Origin of the sequence: Metabacillus litoralis, assembly GCF_020524045.1 — a bacterium.
Classification (GTDB): Bacteria; Bacillota; Bacilli; order Bacillales; family Bacillaceae; genus Metabacillus; species Metabacillus litoralis_C.
Genome location: NZ_JAIVKL010000003.1, coordinates 180,248 through 194,263, shown reverse-complemented (window position 1 = coordinate 194,263; position 14,016 = coordinate 180,248). Strand labels below are relative to the sequence as shown.

Sequence of the window (14,016 nt, the reverse complement as noted above, 5' to 3'; positions counted from 1 at the left end):
ATGTTGCTCTTTTATTTTTTCGCAAAGTTTGCTAATGACCTTTAACTTATACACATGTAGGTAGACTGTTACTTATGTGTAAAGATATGATTGAGATACTTCCATATGTTACTCAAAAGTAGAGCTTTTAACTCTAACTAAGACAGTTCCTGTATCTATTATCTATAAATTATACATGTGCTAGCATACGATCTAATGCCAATACCGCATCTTTTGTGATTTGTTCTGGAACAATAATTTGGTTAGCTGTTTCTCCTTTTTCTATGCCTTCTAATGTCCATAACAAGTGGGGTAGATCAATTCGATTCATAGTTAAACATGGACACATAAATGGATTCAATGAAACAATCTTCTTATCTGGATGTTGTTGAATAATTCTATTAACAAGATTCATTTCTGTCCCTATCGCCCATTTCGTTCCTGGTGCTGCTGCCTCGATCATATCAATAATATATTTTGTCGATCCAGCATAGTCTGATAAACCTACAACTTCACGACTGCATTCAGGGTGAACGAGGATATTCATATCAGGCTCTGTTTTTCTTATATGTTCAATGTTTTTCACAGTGAAATTTTCGTGTACAGAACAATGACCTTTCCAGAGAATAACAATAACGTCTTCAACATTACCATCATATTCTAACTCATTAGAAATTGGATTCCAGATCGCCATTTTATCAAGAGGAACACCTAAATCAAATGCTGTGTTTCTTCCTAAATGTTGATCAGGCAAAAATAGAATTCGTTCTTTTTGTTCAAATGCCCATTCTAACATTTTCTTAGCATTTGAAGAGGTTACAGTAGCGCCACCATTTTTGCCAACAAAAGCTTTAATTGCAGCTGTAGAATTCACATATGTTAAAGGAAGAATCGTATCACCAAATACGTTTTGAAGCTTTTCCCATGCACGGTCTGTTTGGTCAATATCAGCCATGTCAGCCATTGAACAGCCTGCTCTCATATCAGGTAATAACACCTTTTGATTTTCAGTCGTTAGCATATCAGCTGTTTCTGCCATAAAATGCACACCGCAAAAAACGATATATTCTGCATCCTTATTTTCAGCAGCCGCTTGTGCTAGCTGTAGTGAATCTCCAGTTACATCTGAGAACTGAACAACTTCATCTTTCTGATAATGATGTCCTGGAATATATAACTTAGAGCCGAATTTCTCTTTAATTTCTCTAACTCTTTTTTCCATCTCTTCTGTTGTTCGTGTTTTATAAGATTCAGGCATCATTTCTTTTTTCTCATGTTCAAGAATATCTAATAATTCCATGGTGTTAACCCCCTTATTTTACGTTCAAACTAATATCCAAAGATTTATATGAGTGTGTTAGCATTCCTAAAGATATATAATTTACATTTGTATTTCGGTAGTCTGCCAAATTATGAAAACCAATACCACCAGAAGCCTCAGTAATGATCTGATTAGGTGTTAGTTCAACAAACTTTGCTACTTCTTCAGGAGATCGGTTATCAAACATAATAACATCAGCTTTAGCCTCGATTGCTTCTAGTAATTGTTTTTCTGTTTCAATTTCAACTTCGATTTTTACCATATGACCTGTTTTTTCTCTAACTTCTTTCACAGCATTCATAATAGATCCTGCAAAAGCGATATGATTATCCTTAATCATGACACCATCATATAAACCAAATCGATGATTGAAGCCTCCACCACAACGAACAGCATATTTCTCAAACATTCTTAAACCAGGTGAGGTTTTTCTCGTATCACATATTCTTGTAGTATTCGAATTCAATACTTTAATCGCATGATTAGTTAAAGTCGCAATTCCACTCATCCGTTGCATTAAATTTAAAATAACGCGCTCTCCGCTTAAGATAACACCAACAGGACCTTCAATTTCTGCAATGATATCTCCTTTTTTTAACTTTTCTCCATCATGTTTTTTTAGGTTAACTGATAGATCAGATTGAAAAAGAGAATATCCAGCTTCAACAATGTTAGCTCCCGAGAAGATTCCATCTTCCTTTGCAACGATTATCGCTTCGCCTCTTGTCGTTTCTCCAAAGATGGTTGAACTGGAAATATCTAATTCACCTAAATCTTCTAAAAAGAATTCTTCTAATTTTTTTCTTAATTTGATCGTATTCAATCGTTACACCTCCACATGCATCTCGCTTTTTGTTAAAATGACTTGTTTTTGTCTCCAGCTAATATCATTTCGCTCTGGGAAATCTAAACGATAATGACCCCCTCTGCTTTCTGTTCTTCTTAAAGCAGCTGTAGATATGATCCAACCAATTGTTAACATATTAATAATTTCTATTTGCTCAATTGTGAAATCCTTCACATTAAAGTCCCAAAAAGAGACTTGATTTTTATAATCTTCAAACCATTTAACGGCATAAACAAGTTCAGCTTTCGTTCGTTGGATTCCAACACAGGTTGTCATGATTTCTTGTATGTCTTTCTTAGAAGGAAGCTTATCCACATTACCAGACATTAACTTATGATTCTGTATGTTAGCCGTCAAACAATTTTCATTAGTAAAAGGTAGTGTTAAGATATGCTCAGCTATCCGTTTACCAAAAACAAGACCTTCTAATAAGGAATTACTCGCTAATCTGTTCGCTCCATGAACTCCTGTACAGGCAGCCTCACCTACAGCAAATAAATTCGGAATTGATGTTTCTCCTTTATCATTTGTAAGAATTCCACCCATTAAGAAGTGCATACCAGGCGCAACAGGTATTCTCCCACTTGCTATACTCACTCCGTGCTGAAGACAAAGCGTTGAAATCGTTGGAAATCTTGTTGAAAAGTTCGAAATCATCGAGATATCTAGATATATTTTATGTCCTTTTTTCATTTCATCAAAAATGGCTCTTGAAACAACATCTCTTGGAGCTAAATCTCCTTGATGATGAAGATCATTCATAAAAGCCTTTCCTGCCTCGTTGATTAAAATAGCGCCTTCTCCTCGAACAGCTTCAGAAATAAGTCCCACACATTTTCCATTTATATGAAGCATTGTCGGGTGAAATTGGATAAACTCCATATCAGCAATTTCTGCACCAGCACGATAAGCCATTGCAATACCATCACCTGTAATAACATCTGCGTTTGACGTATGTCCATAGACAGCACCACAACCACCGCTAGCTATAATTGTTTTACTGGCTAGATAATATTCAATTTCACCTTGCTGATTTTTTGTACAAACACCTAAGCATTGCCCATTCTTTATAATAAGGTCTACTACCAATTCGTTTTCAATTATGTTAATTGACGATTTTGTTGATTGATATAGAAACTGAGTTAGCTCTTTACCAGTAGCATCTCCACCTGCATGAATAATTCGATGATGACTATGAGCTCCTTCTTTTCCTAGAAGAAATTGACCATTTTTATCACAATCAAAACTCATTCCTCGTTCACACCAGTCAAGTATTTCAGAAGGACCATCTTGAACAAGATATTCAACATTTTTTTCGTTATTATGATAACATCCGGCAACTAATGTATCTGCAAAATGATTTTTCCATGAATCTCGCTTATGAATGGCCGCAGCAATTCCACCTTGTGCAAGCATTGAATTACTTTTTTTCCAAGAAGATTTCGTAATCATTGTAATTTGTTTATGGCGAAGATGATATGCAGCAGAAAGGGCTGCAAGTCCGCTTCCTATAATAAGGACATCTGTTTGAGGCATAACAACCCTCCTGTAAATTTACACCTGTCTTGACACCTATATTTACATAAATTTAAAATAATGACAAGAGTTTTTATTCTTTTTACAGTAAGATTATGATAAAGGTGAGGTGAAGGTAATGATTTATTTAGATTATGCAGCAACAACACCCATTAGTGATTCTGCACTTGATATATATGTTAAAGTAGCTAAAACTGCCTATGGTAATAGCAGTAGCTTACATGATGTAGGAGATCTTGCAGCAAGAACACTGCAAGCTTCTAGAAAAATTATCGCAGATATACTTGGCGGTAATGAGAAAGGTGTGTTCTTTACAGGTGGAGGTAGTGAAGCAAATATTCTCACCATTAAATCTTTGTTAAAAGGACTAGATCCTAAAAAGAACCACATTATAACAACACAAATAGAGCACTCTTCTCTTCATACTTTTTTTCAAAAACTACAAACTGAAGGGTATGAAGTCACATTTTTAAAGCCTAACGAAAATGGACATATTTCTATTCATTCAATAGAAAATGAATTAAAAAGCAATACATGCTTAGTATCAATCCAACATGGAAATTCAGAAATTGGTTCCATTCAGCCCTTGAAAGAAATTGGATTACTTTTAAAAAATAAAAAAATTCTTTTTCATAGTGATTGTGTACAAACCTTTGGTAAGCTCCCAATAAATGTCGAACATTTTCATATTGATGCACTATCAATTTCTAGTCATAAAATATATGGCCCTAAAGGAATAGGTGCAGCTTACATTAATCCTGCAATACACTGGAAGCCATTTATTCCAGGCACAACTCATGAATCAGGATTTCGTCCTGGAACAGTAGATGTTCCAAGTGCAGCAGCATTTGCTACCGCTGCAAAAGAAATAATCAAAGATATGGAGCAAAACACACAACATTTTCTAAACTTAAAACATCACTTTATTGAACTACTTACACCACATAAAAATAAAATATCTTTATTAACAGAAACAAACGATCAATCTCTGCCAAACATATTACCTATCGTTATTAAAGGAATAGAAGGTCAATACACAATGTTAGAGTGCAACAGATTTGGTTATGCCATTTCGACTGGAAGTGCTTGTCAGGTAGGTATGCAAGCACCATCACGTCCATTGACTGCAATTGGATTTGACGAACAGCAAGCAAAACAATATATTAGAATCTCATTAGGTAAACAAACAACAAAACAACATATAGAAAACTTCACTCAAACATTAACAACGATTGTGAAAAACTTTTAATCCATTATTGAAAAGAGGAAGAAATGAATGAAGGCTGATAAAATATTAGGAGAAGAACGAAGAAATTTTATCTTAAATTTTTTAACAAAAACGACTTCTCCAACAACAGGTGGGGAGTTGGCAAACTTAGCCAATGTTAGTAGACAAGTCATCGTACAGGATATTTCTCTTTTAAAAGCAAAAAATCACCCTATTATGGCCACAAGTCAAGGTTATGTATATATCTCTCATGAAGAAAATCAAAACAATCTGAAAGAGCGAATGATTGCATGTAAACATAGTCCTGAGCATACTAAGGATGAATTAAACATCCTCGTTGATCACGGGGTTTTTGTAAAAGATGTGATCGTCGAGCATCCTGTTTATGGAGACTTAACAGCTTCGATTATGGTAGGAAATCGAAATGATGTGAAGGAATTTATAAAAAAAATTAGTCAGCATAATGCCTCCTACTTATCTCAATTAACGGAAGGCTTGCATTTACACACGATACAAGCAGATTCGGACGATAAACTAGATCTTGCCTGTGAGGAGCTTGAAAAAGCTGGCTTTCTATTTAACGAGGCTTTTTAAGGTTTTAGCTATTATAGAAATCAATGATGAAAAAACAGGTGCTTACTTAACACCTGTTTTTTCATCTACTACTTTTTTATACTTTTTTTAATTGAATAAGCTTCATACGAACCTAATAACTTTACTCCACAACCTAATGCCTCTAATTCAGCTATGGCTCCTGGAATTAACACATTATCTATCCTCATATCAATATCAATGATAAAGAAATAATTTCCCAAGCCTGTTTTCATAGGTCTTGATTCAATTTTTGATAAATTTAACTTTCTCCACGTAAATGCCGATAACACCTGATGTAGTGCTCCAGATTGATCATCTGAAGGCAGTGTAATCATTAAAGTAGACTTTTCCTTATCTGGTGTAAGTAATGGACTACTATACTCCTGTTTGGCTGGGTGTAATATAGCGAATCTCGTGTGATTGTGTTGATAATCATGGATATTTTCTTTTACAATCACTAAACCATATTCTTTTGCTGCAAGTTCATTTGCAATGGCTGCAACTGCTTCACCAGGATGATTACTCACGTATTGAGCGGCTGCTCCAGTTGATGTTGCATAATCATAAGTAATATCATTAAATGTATGATGCAAAAACTTATGACATTGAGCAATCGCATGGGAATGTGAATAAACTCTTTTAATGCTTTCCCATGTTGTTATATTTTCAGGATGTACCATTAAATGCTGTTCAATGGGTGAAACAATTTCACCAACAATATTTAAAGGCTGTTCATGAATTAAATAATCTATTGTTAAATTTACTGATCCTTCTAATGCATTTTCTGTAGGAACCACTGCATAGTCTATTTTACCTTCTGCAACTGCATCAATGCATTGAGGAATTGTTGAATAGGCAACCTCTTCAATTTCTTCCCCAAAAAAAGCTTTTACAGCTAAGTGGGTAAAAGTTGCTCTAGGACCTAAGAAACCTACCTTTACTGTCAACTTCCCTTCAACTCCTTATTATGCACCTTGACCTAATATTTCAACTTTCTCAACGAACTCTAATCTTCTAAGTTTAGTCATTAAACGGTTAATATCTTCTGTCATGCCATTCGTATTAAGGGAAAGTGTAACATTTGCTCTGCCTTGAATTGGAATAGATTGATGAATCGTTAATACATTACATCCAGCACTTGCTACAACTGATAATAAATGTGAAAGTGTTCCACTTCGATCTTCCAAATGAAAAAATAATGTAATTAACTTTTCCTTTACCATTGTATGAAATGGAAAAACTGCATCACGATATTTATAAAAAGCACTTCGGCTTAAATCAACACGTTGAACAGCTTCAGCAACAGAATCAACTTTCCCTCTCTCAATTAATTTCTTAACTTCAAGTGTTTTTTTCATTGCTTCAGGTAATATATCTTCACGAACTAAATAAAAGGTATCATCCTTCATGATGTCCCTCCCATGTTTTTTCTCACTGTAGATAATTTATCACAATATTGGCTAAATTTCTCCTTTTTTCTTAAGAAAAGTGCAAATGTATATGATTGACGTAAAAAAACTGCTAACTGTATGTGTAAAAGTAGAGCGTACTATGTAAAACAACAGTAAGCTTATAGCCTATTATTATAATGGTTTGTTACTTTAACACATTTAATAGGACCTTGAAAAAGCTAAAAAAAAGAGAGCCATGAGTTAGCTCTCCTATTAAATCATTTTAAAATGTATGTGACTTTTTTTCTACTCAATAAATTCAAATTCATATTCAAGCAGTTTGACAATATCGCCATCTTTTGCTCCTCTTTCACGAAGAGCTTCATCAACACCTAAGCCTCTTAACTGTCTTGCAAAACGTTTAATTGATTCATCACGTGAGAAGTCTGTCATTTTAAATAACTTTTCAATTTTTTCACCAGAAAGCACAAATGCACCTTCATCATCACGTGTAATCGCAAAGTTTGGTTCTTCTTTCTTAAATTCATAAATCACGCGATTTTCAGTGATTTCTTCCTCATGTAACGGGAATTCAGGTGTATTTTCAATTGCATCAGCAACTGCAAATAATAACTCACGAACACCTTCACGAGTGACAGCTGATGCTGGGAAAATTTTCACATCATCATCAAGCTTCTTTTTAAATTCAGCCAAATTTTCTTCAGAGTCTGGCATGTCCATTTTATTCGCTACAATAATTTGTGGACGCTCTGTTAAGCGCATGTTATATTCCTTCAATTCCGCATTAATTGTTAGGTAATCTTCATATGGGTCTCTTCCTTCTAACCCTGACATATCAATCACATGAACAATCACACGTGTTCTTTCAATATGTCTTAGGAATTGGTGACCTAACCCAACACCTTGATGCGCCCCTTCAATTAAACCAGGTAGATCAGCCATAACAAAACTTCTGCCATCTTCTGTTTCAACCATACCTAAATTTGGTACAAGTGTAGTAAAGTGATATTCAGCAATTTTCGGTTTTGCAGATGATACTACTGATAATAAAGTTGATTTTCCAACGCTTGGAAATCCAACTAATCCTACATCTGCTAATACTTTTAATTCTAAAATAACATTACGCTCAATTCCAGGTTCTCCATTTTCTGAAAGCTCTGGTGCTGGATTGGCAGGTGTGGCAAATCTTGAATTACCACGACCTCCACGTCCACCCTTTGCAATGACCGCTTGTTGACCATGTTCAGTTAAGTCAGCAATAATGTGTCCTGTTGTTTCATCTGTAACGACTGTACCTGGTGGAACTTTAACAACCATTGGCTGCGAATTTTTACCATGTTGATTTTTCGACATCCCATGTTCACCACGAGGAGCCTTAAAATGTCTTTTATAGCGAAAATCCATTAATGTTCTTAAGCCTTCTTCAACCTCAAATACTACGTCAGCACCATTACCACCATCACCACCGGCTGGGCCACCCATTGGTACATATTTTTCACGACGAAAAGCAACCATTCCGTTACCGCCGTCGCCACCTTTTACATATATTTTGACCTGATCGACAAACATTGTCTTCCTCCGTTCTCATGCCTATAACATATATAGCTAAAAGAATCATTCATTGTTTTAACGATCTGTGATAGTAAGCGATATAGCTGTATTTAGCTCATATGTACTTATTTCAAAGTCATCAATACCAATATTGGTTTGATCTGTTGAATGAATCCATTTTGTTACTAGCTCAGTATTATTTATTTTCCCTTCAAATTCAAAGATAAAACAAATTTTATCTTCAACCTGATCGTCTGTTTTAAGTGTTAAACAAAGATGATTTTCACATGTACTATCAACTGTATTGTCTAGTATATCCATAAACCCCTTAGACCAATTCGTTAATAGATCATCATAATCTTTTAGTACTTTGATGTCTCCTATAACCTCATACTCTAGATAAAATTGATGTTTACTCCAATTAAATGTCATAAGAAAACTAGCAAAAGAAGGCATTTTCAAATTACACAATTTTGATTCTTGTTGTGCTTCTATGACAATTTCTTCTATGATATCCTTAATTCGATCATATTTTTGCAAAGATAGGTTTCCCTTAATTAGTTGCAGTTTATTCATCCAATCATGACGTGAATGACTTAATATATCAACAATTTTAGCTTCGTTCAATTTATTTTCCATACAATTTCTCCCACTATATTAAAAAATAATTTATTTTCATTAAGGAGTTATATTATTTAAGGCTGCAATAGAAATTATAACAAACATTGATTTAGAACATAAGGGATATTCCAAATTTCACAAAAAATACTCTAAAAGAAGTTCAATTTATTTGAATCTTCGTTAAAGTTAATTGTTGATTACTAATGTCACCACATCAATTTAAGTTTATTTCACTTTTAACGTCATTAACCTGCTTCCCTAAATAAAGAGGTTGGACATAAGTATTTTAACAAAATAGAAACCGAACAATGGTTGTAAGTGTAGTTACGTCTCTCTTGAAATATACTCCCTAAGCTATTACATTGTTCGGAATTTTTATTAACTACTACGTTATGTTTCAGCCTCATAAAAAAAACTCTAACCTAAGTTAGGTTAGAGTTTTTCCTAATGAACTTATGCTTCTTGTGCTACTGGGTATACACTAACTTTTTTGCGGTCACGTCCGAAACGTTCGAACTTAACAACACCATCAACTTTAGCGTATAGTGTATCATCACCACCGCGGCCTACGTTTTCACCTGGGTAAATTTTCGTACCACGTTGACGGTAAAGAATTGAACCACCAGATACTAATTGACCATCTGCACGCTTTGCACCAAGACGTTTTGAGATAGAGTCACGACCATTTTTAGTCGAACCTACTCCCTTCTTAGAAGCGAAGAACTGAAGATCTAATCTTAACATGAAGTTTCACCTCCTGTTTCATTCATAATCAATACTGAAATATATTGTTCATAGTCTGTTTCAATTGTTTGAAGAGAAACAACCATACCTTCTAACAAAAGTTGAACTTTATCACTTGTTGATTTGTCGAGATTTTCAGGTAATCTAACATGTAGATATCCACCATCTCCACCTTGATCAATTTGTGGTTCAATTTTAGTTAAGCTTAGAACTGCATTAACAGATCCAAAGGTAACAGCTGATGCTCCAGCACAAACAAGATCTTTGCCATGCTCAGCGAACTCAGCATGTCCAGACAGAGTGAACGATGTTATAAGTCCCTCATTTGAACGATAAATCTTCACATTTATCATTTCAAACAGCCTTACCCGTTGATTTTTTCAATAACAACTTTAGTGTATGGCTGACGGTGACCTTGCTTTTTACGATAGTTTTTCTTAGCTTTATATTTGAAGACAGTGATTTTCTTTTGACGACCATGCTTTTCAACTTTAGCAGTAACAGTCGCTCCGTCAACAGTTGGGCTACCAACTTTAACGTTGTCTCCACCTACAAATAAAACTTTGTCAAACGTAACAGTTTCACCTTGATCAGTACCAAGCTTTTCAATGTAGATTACTTGACCTTCTTCTACTTTGATTTGCTTTCCACCAGTTTCGATAATTGCGTACATTCCAATGCACCTCCTATAAACTCAGACTCGCCAAAATGAGGTGTATGTATAAAACATCACTTTAATACCTTATATTGAGCGGTTGTAGCACGGGTGCGCTACAAGTCATAACATTAAACATGATACCAATATATCCATGAATATGCAACTGTTTTTTAATGATATGAAGTTAAAATTTCTAGTTCTCTATTCTTGCTAGAATTGTTTTCATATCGCCTACATGTCTTATATGATAGCTAGGAGTCTTATTCGAATATTCCACCAACACTAATTTATACTTTAATGTATCTTCTAATTTTACGATATGTTCATCATTATTTCCTTTTAGTAACGATATTACATCGCTTGTTGCTTCAATTAACAAAGCTTCACTATCCATAAACTGATACTCCCATAACTCTCTCTCTAACTTAAAAGCAATGGTTTCAGCAGATACCACTCTACCATCTCCATGGCATATTGAACATTCTTGAGTTAAGCTTGCATGAAGTGGTTGACGCACTTTTTTTCTTGTTATCTGCAAAATATTAAGCTCTGTAAAACCAATTACCTTGTGTTGCACACGATCTTTTTTCATTTCATTAACAACTGTATTGAAAATTTCATTTTGATCTTGTGTATGTTTCATATCGATAAAGTCGATCAAGATCATTCCACTAAGGTTTCGCAAACGAATTTGTTTTGCCAATTCTATCGCAGCTAGTCGATTAGTTTGTAGAACGGTATCACGCATCGATAATTTCCCGGAAAATTTTCCAGTATTTACGTCAATAATCGTCATTGCTTCCGTTTGTTCTATGATAATGTAAGCACCGTTTTTCAACCAAACGATTGATTTGAACAGCTTCTCTATTTCTTGTTCAAGGTTATAAGTTGAAAAAAGTCCTTCTCGTTTTTCATGATAAACAACCCTTGCTTCTGGAAATTTTTTTCTTAGCTTTTGTACCGTATCAATTTGATCACAAATAATTGTATCATCTTCTTGAACTACTATTTCAGTTAATAAACGATCTACAAAACTTTTTGCTTCATAAACACAAACAGGTTTTTCACTTTGTTTTATGCTTAAAGATAAAAATGATTGCTTCAATTGTATATATTCTTTATGAAGTTGCTCGCTTGTTTGCTGCTGACAAGCTGTACGAAATAAAAGACCTTCATTTTTATCTCTTAGTTCATTTGCAATATGCAGAAGTCTTTCTCTTTCTTTATTATCCTCAATCTTTTTAGAAACTGCTGTATAGTTTCCATAAGGCATAAAAACAATTAAGTTTCCACCAAACTCAATATTTGTTGTTAACTTTGGTCCCTTTTGATTTGTACCTTCTTTCACAACTTGAACAAGTAACTGCTCACCTTCTCTTACATAATGAGAAATAGATGATTTTGCTTCTGTTTTATCGCTTAGTTGAAAGGATATTAAATCATTACGATGAAGATATCCGTTTTGATTAAACCCGATATCTACAAAAGCAGCTTGCATACCAGGTAATACCTTTTTCACTCGTGCAAGATAGATGTTTCCTACAACATCTATTTCAGATGAATGTGAGTGATGGATTTCAGTTACTTGCTCATTTTCTTGAATAGCTATTCTTTTTTCACTTGTCTTTTCATTTATAAATATTTTTCGCACACGATTGACTCTCTTTCTGAGGAAATATTCATCCACTGTCATGATATATTAAACTATATCATTTTTGAGAGTTCGTGTGTATGAACCTAATAGGTATAAACAAGATCACCGACCTTTGAATCGGTCAATTTATTTGCAAAATAGGCATGTAATAATTCATTTTCATCCATCTCAGACACTTTTGTGCCATTTCTCTCCACAACAATTAAATGTTTACATCCTCTTTGAAACTGAAGTAGTACACTATAAATGAGGTCAGATTCATCAACTACGATTGGTTTTAATTTTTGGATCGTATTTTGCTTACCATAATATCGCTCCATTAAAAACCTCATACAGCTATACATTCTATGTTTGTATTCATAATATAAGCTATAAATAAGAAAAGTCGTAATAATCCACATATTAAGATGACTTGGTGATGTGGATACAATAAATATTACATATATGCATAAAAATATGATTGATGTTAACATCATATAAAAGTGTGCTTTTCGATAAGCGAATGATTTTGAGAACAATATAAATAACAACTTACCACCATCTAATGGCCAAACAGGCAACAAATTAAACAATAATATGGATAAATTATAAAAAGTAAAAAGCTGATAATCACTACTATTTATGACATTCACATTCTGTAAAATAAATGCAGCACCTTGAAGCCATAAGTGCTGTAATGGACCTAACAAAACAACAATAAATTCTTCTTTTAAAGGACGATTTCCATGCTCATCCACTTCAGCTACGCCTCCAAAGGGAAGTAACATGATTGATTTTATTCTCCAAGAAAAAAAATGAGCACTAATTGCATGGCCCATTTCATGAACAAAAACGATAAGCATTAACAGAAACAATGATTTAAAATTTGCCGTCACCACACTGATTCCAATAATGACCCACAGTAATGGATGAATATGAATTTTCCCTAGTAAACCTAAATAGTTATTCAAATTTAATCACCTGTATTGGGTCAATGAAATCATCGCCCTTTTTTATGGCAAAATAATAGGTTCCCTTTTGCTTATCAGATAACTTTATTTTTCCTAATTCTGTCCCTTTTTTCACAAAATCATAAAGTGCTACATTCACTTTATCTAAATTTCCATACCATGATTTCGTCCCATCAGCATGCATGACAACAATCGTTAAACCTGTTTCTGTCTTTTCACTAGCCTCAATAATAATTCCCTCATTCATCGCTTCAACAGTTGGCTTGTTTGTTTCAACCATGATTCCTTGTCCGTTATCTTTAAAAGATTCAAGTATTTTCCCTGAAGCTGGCACTGCCAATTGTGCAGTTTGTGATTCCTCCACCTTGACATCACTAGTCTCTTTATTCGTATTGAACAAAGCTAGTGGTTCTCCAAATTGATCACGATACCATGTTGAAACAGCAGCAAACTGAAATTCCTCTTCTAAAGAGTAGGTAATCGCTGATTTTGCTTGATCAAACATCGGTGACCCATTTTTAAAAACAATCGCTGTACATAAGATCAAGACAGCAGATAATAGGATCTTAAATATAAATACTTCTGTCCGAAATAGTGGGTGTCCTGTTTGATTGTTCCCAGGTCCCATTTCATAATTAGGAGGGGAATAGAACCCACTGTGTCGTTCTTCATCAGACATATATAATGATGTTCTTTTAGAGTAATCTTGCTCTGAAGTATTTCCTCGCTCACGTTTTCTTTTTGCAATTCTTTTTCTTATTTCGTCCGCTCGATGACTCATCCCCATCCATCCTTTTAGCAAGTTTGTACAAGTTTATGCCTTGTCCATTGGAGATATGATTAAATTCTTATGTTTTTAATGGTCTTTTACGAAGGTTTTTTAAGCAAGAAAGAAAATATAACGGAAGATCATCGTCTAAA

The 14,016-nt window shown here is 34.2% G+C and carries 15 protein-coding genes and 1 other annotated feature; of the genes, 2 read left to right on the top strand and 13 right to left on the bottom strand.

The genetic code is table 11. From position 1 onward, the window contains the following. Positions 1-169 precede the first annotated feature (169 nt). Genes nadA through nadB form a run of 3 tightly spaced genes read right to left on the bottom strand, consistent with a single transcriptional unit; the run spans position 170 to position 3,683 of the window. Positions 170-1,279, bottom strand: coding sequence for a quinolinate synthase NadA (gene nadA, locus LC076_RS07095; RefSeq protein WP_226667226.1), 1,110 nt, complete (start codon positions 1,277-1,279; stop codon positions 170-172). Between the two features lie 13 nt (positions 1,280-1,292). Next, complete coding sequence (gene nadC / locus LC076_RS07090; protein ID WP_226667225.1) at positions 1,293-2,123, bottom strand: carboxylating nicotinate-nucleotide diphosphorylase; 831 nt, start codon at positions 2,121-2,123, stop codon at positions 1,293-1,295. Between the two features lie 3 nt (positions 2,124-2,126). After that, positions 2,127-3,683: an L-aspartate oxidase gene (gene nadB, locus LC076_RS07085; protein WP_226667224.1), complete on the bottom strand. Its 1,557-nt coding sequence runs from the start codon at positions 3,681-3,683 to the stop codon at positions 2,127-2,129. A gap of 118 nt (positions 3,684-3,801) precedes the next feature. Here nadB and LC076_RS07080 point away from each other — a divergent pair, with 118 nt between their 5' ends. Together LC076_RS07080 and LC076_RS07075 are read left to right on the top strand one after the other, a co-directional pair. Then, a complete protein-coding gene (locus tag LC076_RS07080; RefSeq protein WP_226667222.1) occupies positions 3,802-4,932 on the top strand; it encodes an IscS subfamily cysteine desulfurase in 1,131 nt (376 codons plus the stop codon). Between the two features lie 27 nt (positions 4,933-4,959). After that, entirely contained in the window at positions 4,960-5,505 is a 546-nt protein-coding gene (locus tag LC076_RS07075; protein WP_226667221.1) for a transcription repressor NadR, read from the top strand. A gap of 68 nt (positions 5,506-5,573) precedes the next feature. On the opposite strand, the gene pheA is transcribed toward LC076_RS07075, so the two are convergent. The 10 genes from pheA to LC076_RS07025 all read right to left on the bottom strand — a co-directional run bounded on the left by pheA (position 5,574) and on the right by LC076_RS07025 (position 13,876). After that, entirely contained in the window at positions 5,574-6,452 is an 879-nt protein-coding gene (gene pheA / locus LC076_RS07070; RefSeq protein WP_226667220.1) for a prephenate dehydratase, read from the bottom strand. Positions 6,453-6,470: 18 nt separating this feature from the next. Then, on the bottom strand, positions 6,471-6,914 hold the full coding sequence (locus tag LC076_RS07065; RefSeq protein ID WP_226667219.1) for an ACT domain-containing protein: 444 nt from the start codon (positions 6,912-6,914) through the stop codon (positions 6,471-6,473). A 288-nt stretch (positions 6,915-7,202) separates the two neighbouring features. Further along, the gene (gene obgE / locus LC076_RS07060) at positions 7,203-8,486 is read right to left on the bottom strand and encodes a GTPase ObgE (protein ID WP_226667217.1); all 1,284 of its coding nucleotides are present in this window, start codon (positions 8,484-8,486) and stop codon (positions 7,203-7,205) included. A 57-nt stretch (positions 8,487-8,543) separates the two neighbouring features. Further along, the gene (locus LC076_RS07055) at positions 8,544-9,107 is read right to left on the bottom strand and encodes a Spo0B C-terminal domain-containing protein (RefSeq protein ID WP_226667216.1); all 564 of its coding nucleotides are present in this window, start codon (positions 9,105-9,107) and stop codon (positions 8,544-8,546) included. 435 nt (positions 9,108-9,542) lie between these two features. Then, on the bottom strand, positions 9,543-9,833 hold the full coding sequence (rpmA, locus tag LC076_RS07050; RefSeq protein ID WP_146949154.1) for a 50S ribosomal protein L27: 291 nt from the start codon (positions 9,831-9,833) through the stop codon (positions 9,543-9,545). Beyond that, complete coding sequence (locus LC076_RS07045; RefSeq protein ID WP_226667215.1) at positions 9,827-10,186, bottom strand: ribosomal-processing cysteine protease Prp; 360 nt, start codon at positions 10,184-10,186, stop codon at positions 9,827-9,829. Before LC076_RS07045 ends, rpmA begins: the two co-directional genes overlap by 7 nt. An 11-nt stretch (positions 10,187-10,197) precedes the next feature. Continuing rightward, a complete protein-coding gene (gene rplU / locus LC076_RS07040) occupies positions 10,198-10,506 on the bottom strand; it encodes a 50S ribosomal protein L21 (RefSeq protein WP_146949156.1) in 309 nt (102 codons plus the stop codon). Positions 10,507-10,519: 13 nt separating this feature from the next. Continuing rightward, positions 10,520-10,600 (bottom strand) — a sequence feature (ribosomal protein L21 leader region). Positions 10,601-10,684: 84 nt separating this feature from the next. Beyond that, positions 10,685-12,142 carry an Rne/Rng family ribonuclease gene (locus LC076_RS07035; protein ID WP_226667213.1) on the bottom strand — a complete coding sequence of 486 codons (1,458 nt, stop codon included), beginning with the start codon at positions 12,140-12,142 and terminating at the stop codon, positions 10,685-10,687. An 86-nt stretch (positions 12,143-12,228) separates the two neighbouring features. Beyond that, positions 12,229-13,095: a M50 family metallopeptidase gene (locus LC076_RS07030; RefSeq protein ID WP_226667212.1), complete on the bottom strand. Its 867-nt coding sequence runs from the start codon at positions 13,093-13,095 to the stop codon at positions 12,229-12,231. Further along, the gene (locus tag LC076_RS07025; protein ID WP_226667211.1) at positions 13,088-13,876 is read right to left on the bottom strand and encodes a M23 family metallopeptidase; all 789 of its coding nucleotides are present in this window, start codon (positions 13,874-13,876) and stop codon (positions 13,088-13,090) included. The genes LC076_RS07030 and LC076_RS07025 overlap by 8 nt, the downstream gene beginning before the upstream one ends. Positions 13,877-14,016 lie beyond the last annotated feature (140 nt).

Bases quoted from the DNA above. Each gene is read 5' to 3' on its own strand.
- LC076_RS07045 (WP_226667215.1), bottom strand. From the start codon at position 10,186: ATGATAAATGTGAAGATTTATCGTTCAAATGAGGGACTTATAACATCG.
- nadB (WP_226667224.1), bottom strand. From the start codon at position 3,683: ATGCCTCAAACAGATGTCCTTATTATAGGAAGCGGACTTGCAGCCCTT.
- LC076_RS07065 (WP_226667219.1), bottom strand. From the start codon at position 6,914: ATGAAGGATGATACCTTTTATTTAGTTCGTGAAGATATATTACCTGAA.
- LC076_RS07075 (WP_226667221.1), top strand. From the start codon at position 4,960: ATGAAGGCTGATAAAATATTAGGAGAAGAACGAAGAAATTTTATCTTA.
- rpmA (WP_146949154.1), bottom strand. From the start codon at position 9,833: ATGTTAAGATTAGATCTTCAGTTCTTCGCTTCTAAGAAGGGAGTAGGT.
- LC076_RS07080 (WP_226667222.1), top strand. From the start codon at position 3,802: ATGATTTATTTAGATTATGCAGCAACAACACCCATTAGTGATTCTGCA.
- rplU (WP_146949156.1), bottom strand. From the start codon at position 10,506: ATGTACGCAATTATCGAAACTGGTGGAAAGCAAATCAAAGTAGAAGAA.
- obgE (WP_226667217.1), bottom strand. From the start codon at position 8,486: ATGTTTGTCGATCAGGTCAAAATATATGTAAAAGGTGGCGACGGCGGT.
- LC076_RS07055 (WP_226667216.1), bottom strand. From the start codon at position 9,107: ATGGAAAATAAATTGAACGAAGCTAAAATTGTTGATATATTAAGTCAT.
- nadA (WP_226667226.1), bottom strand. From the start codon at position 1,279: ATGGAATTATTAGATATTCTTGAACATGAGAAAAAAGAAATGATGCCT.
- LC076_RS07025 (WP_226667211.1), bottom strand. From the start codon at position 13,876: ATGAGTCATCGAGCGGACGAAATAAGAAAAAGAATTGCAAAAAGAAAA.